Origin of the sequence: Luteolibacter pohnpeiensis, from assembly GCF_016595435.1 — a bacterium.
In the GTDB taxonomy this organism is placed as follows: domain Bacteria; phylum Verrucomicrobiota; class Verrucomicrobiia; order Verrucomicrobiales; family Akkermansiaceae; genus Luteolibacter; species Luteolibacter pohnpeiensis.
The window spans coordinates 1-302 of sequence record NZ_JAENIJ010000253.1; the positions used below are offsets into that span (position 1 = coordinate 1).

Consider the following 302-nt stretch of genomic DNA (forward strand, 5'->3'; position numbering starts at 1 on the left):
GGGCCGCTTCCGCCGCTGTTAGATCTTCGACCGCTTCAGTCGTGCGATCGATGTCTTTGGCAGTTTGCTCAAACTCCTTTCCCAGTTCCTTTTGGGCCTGTTTGAGTGCCCTTTGCGCCACTGCATCCCCTTCGGCAGCCTTGGTGAGTTGTTCGAGGCTTTCCCTGGACTTGAGCGCGTCCTTCATCAGTTCCGATGAGGAATCGTTCACTTCGTTGATTGCCTTTTCGGCATCTTCCGCGCCCTTGGTGTCGGCGGTGGTATCAAATCGCACTTCGACTTTCTTGTCGGCCATAACAGTT

The 302-nt window shown here is 54.6% G+C and carries 1 protein-coding gene; it reads right to left on the bottom strand.

Annotated elements, in window-relative coordinates; all coding sequences use genetic code 11:
* Positions 1 to 295: hypothetical protein (locus JIN85_RS21155; RefSeq protein ID WP_200274588.1), on the bottom strand; the 295-nt coding region annotated here is incomplete at its 3' end.
* Positions 296 to 302: the final 7 nt, after the last annotated feature.